The sequence below is a fragment of the Foetidibacter luteolus genome (genome assembly GCF_009650435.1).
Lineage (GTDB): Bacteria > Bacteroidota > Bacteroidia > Chitinophagales > Chitinophagaceae > Foetidibacter > Foetidibacter luteolus.
In genome coordinates, this window is record NZ_VVIP01000018.1 from 1 (window position 1) to 3070 (window position 3070).

4 protein-coding genes are annotated in these 3070 nt (G+C 41.0%); all 4 read left to right on the top strand.

Annotated elements, in window-relative coordinates; genetic code table 11:
- The first annotated feature begins 109 nt into the window (after positions 1 to 109).
- Positions 110 to 523 carry a helix-turn-helix domain-containing protein gene (locus F0364_RS05645; RefSeq protein WP_153796794.1) on the top strand — a complete coding sequence of 138 codons (414 nt, stop codon included), beginning with the start codon at positions 110 to 112 and terminating at the stop codon, positions 521 to 523.
- 1121 nt (positions 524 to 1644) lie between these two features.
- Positions 1645 to 1929, top strand: a complete 285-nt coding sequence (locus F0364_RS05650; RefSeq protein WP_153796249.1) for a PAS domain S-box protein — start codon at positions 1645 to 1647, stop codon at positions 1927 to 1929.
- 57 nt (positions 1930 to 1986) lie between these two features.
- A complete protein-coding gene (locus F0364_RS05655) occupies positions 1987 to 2760 on the top strand; it encodes a sensor histidine kinase (RefSeq protein ID WP_153796248.1) in 774 nt (257 codons plus the stop codon).
- The coding region (locus tag F0364_RS05660) for a response regulator transcription factor (protein ID WP_153796816.1) at positions 2757 to 3070 on the top strand (314 nt) is incomplete at its 3' end. The genes F0364_RS05655 and F0364_RS05660, both read left to right, overlap by 4 nt.

Below are 3070 nucleotides of genomic sequence, written 5' to 3' on the forward strand. Positions count from 1 at the left end.
ATCATAGCTATGCAATACAGCACCCGGGTAAGTTACCGGCAGGTTCCGGTATTTTAGCATGTATATTACCGGTCATCATTTGTTATATTTGTGTAAACGTCAAAGGGTTATGGAAAAGACAATACACCAGGGAAGAAACGTGAAACGCTTTAGGGAAATGCTCGGCATCAAACAGGAAGGGCTTGCCCTTGAACTGGGTGACGACTGGAATCAGCGGAAAATATCACTGCTGGAACAAAAGGATGTGATTGAAGAGGAACTGCTGGAACAGGTGGCTAAAGTGTTGAAAGTGCCGGTGGAGGCGATAAAGAATTTTGATGAAGAGGCGGCGATAAATATTGTTTCAAATACATTCAATAATCATGATCAGTCAAGTGGGATGACGTTCAACCCAATTTATAATATTAATCCAGTAGAAAAATGGCTGGACGCCTTGGAAGAAAACAAGAAACTATATGAACGCTTGCTTGAGAGTGAAAAAGAAAAAATAGACATATTACAAAAATTGTTAGAAAAAAAATAGTCGCACGATAATACTTTCTCTGTGTCAGAAATTTTTCGGAAGAACCAGACTCAAAATCTGGTTATCGCAAGGTAGTGCAGGTTCGATTCCTGTTCTGGGCACTTGATTTTCAACGTTTTACAAAGACTCGCGAAAGCGGGTCTTTTTTATTTGCACCAAATTTGCACCAAGTTGAAGGCTGATGGTTTTAAAGAACTATTTTGAATCCAAATTAATCAAATTTTTTCTTTTGCAAAAAATGCCTGATCTGCATTAGCCTGATTGAATTTTTACTGGTATACATTGGGGGATTTTCGTTTAGCCCTTGTTGGCGTGGATGCGGAGCGAGCTATTTATTTGAAATGAAGAAATGCTGCTTGAGAAATTATCTTACCAAGTGTTTTGTAAACACCCTTTAAGTTGAGTTCTAATACTAAAATTGACTCGTCCCGGAAGTTCAAAGAATAAGTTCTAAAAACTTCGCAAGACGAGTATCAGTAGCAGGAGGCCATCAGATGGTAAAAGCAATATGCATCAACGACTATATCAAGCGGGCAGATGATTCGGTGTTTGATAGAATCAGAAAAGGACATTGTATCCCCCATTTTGATTGAAGAATGGATTGGCTGTCTTTTAAGGCGGTCTTAGTTTTTGTGAGCAATGACTGCTTTTCTTTTATTTGAATTGCTTAATCTATACCCTTTACTATGACCAAGGTTACAGTATGAATAAGCTAATAATACGACACCATCCAATGCATGGCTATTTCGCCACCAACCCGTGAAGAAACTGTGGAAATAATAAGTCAATTACTGGCGAAACGTGGACTTCTTACACGTTTGCTTATCTGATTTGCTCTGTAAGGGCTGGCTTTACCTGAAACTTTTATTGGCTGGTTGTTTGCGGCTTATATTAAAAGATCATCGAAATCTATAGTAAGCGAAGATTTCAAAAGAGGAGGATGACTTGGGAACCAATTCACAAGGTTAAAAAGCAAGGAAGCGATACTCTGAACTCCGAAAGACATACGCTCAAAGCTATTCAACCCACTTGAACGCATAAAGGAAGCTGAGACAACAGGGTAACTTTATTGAGAATAGCTTGAAACGAGGCTGTCCTCTTCATGCAAACAAAGTTGACATATGGACAATGAAAATCTGGCATTTAGGGATAAGAATGGCCGAAATGATCATGAAGCGAAATATTTTCTTGCCGCAATCGTGGAATCTTCCCAGGATTCCATTGTGACTATTGACATGAATAGGACGATAACCACCTGGAACAAAGCGGCAGAACGGCTATATGGCTACAGCTCCGACGAAGTGATCGGTAAACCTTTGGCGATGGTAATGTTGCCGCAGGATATCGTCGGTCTTATTGCAAAGGTGAAAGATATCGCAAACGAAATAGCTGTTCCTATTTATTAAACGGTACGCATTCATAAAAGCCAAAAACAGGCGGACCTGCAGATTGCATTGTCCCCGGTGAGAAATTCTTCAGGCGAAGTAATAGGGATTTCCACTATTGCCCGGGATATTACCGAGGCCAAGCTTCAGGAACAGTTGAAGGATGAGTTTATCGCTGTAGCCAGCCATGAGCTGAAAACGCCGGTTACGAGCATCAAAGCCTATTCAGAAATACTGCTTCGGAAGTTCGAGAGTCTGGCGGACGAAGCTAACTTCTCGTTGCAGACAAAAATGGACCGTCAAATCGACCGTCTTATTGAACTGATCAAAACCTTACTGGATACCACAAAACTATCAGCAGGCGAGCTTCTTTTGAATATGAAATTTTTTGACCTCAGTGCTTTAATCGAAGAGCAAATAGAAATTGTTCAACGGGTGTCTCCGCAACATCACATCAAATTTGAAGGCGAAAAGAGCTTTAATATCTGGGCTGACAGCAAATTAATAGGCCAGGTGATAGCAAACTTTGTATCCAATGCCGTTAAATATTCTCCTGGTGCCGAAACCGTCATCGTTTCGTTAAAACAAACAGGCGAAAATGTGAGGGTGAGTGTACAGGATTTTGGCATTGGCATCCCCGAAGGTCTTGATCACAAAATTTTTGAGCGATATTTTCGCGTCAACAGTACGCGAAGGTCTTCCATACCTGGCGTAGGTCTTGGGTTATATATCTCAGCGCAAATCATTAGACAGCATGGCGGCAAGATATATGTAGAAAGCAAAGAGGGTATCGGCTCAATATTTTCCTTCGAATTGCCGGTAAAACCGGCTGATAAATCAAAGGCGGCATGAAACACATAGTAATAATAGAAGACGACGCTTTTATATTAGATACGATGAGCATTTTACTGGAAAGTGAAGGCTATAAAGTTACCGGTTATAGTAATGGCTCGGTGATACTTGATAATGAATTAGAGATGCCGGACCTTCTGATTGTGGACAGGCAACTGCCGGGCATTGACGGAATAACACTCTGCAGGAAATTTAAAAGTGAGCCACTTACCAAAAACATCCCCGTCATTTTAATGTCCGCAAGCTCAGATATTGAACAGCTCGCACAGGACGCATTAGCGGATGGCTCCCTCGAAAAACCTTTTAAAGC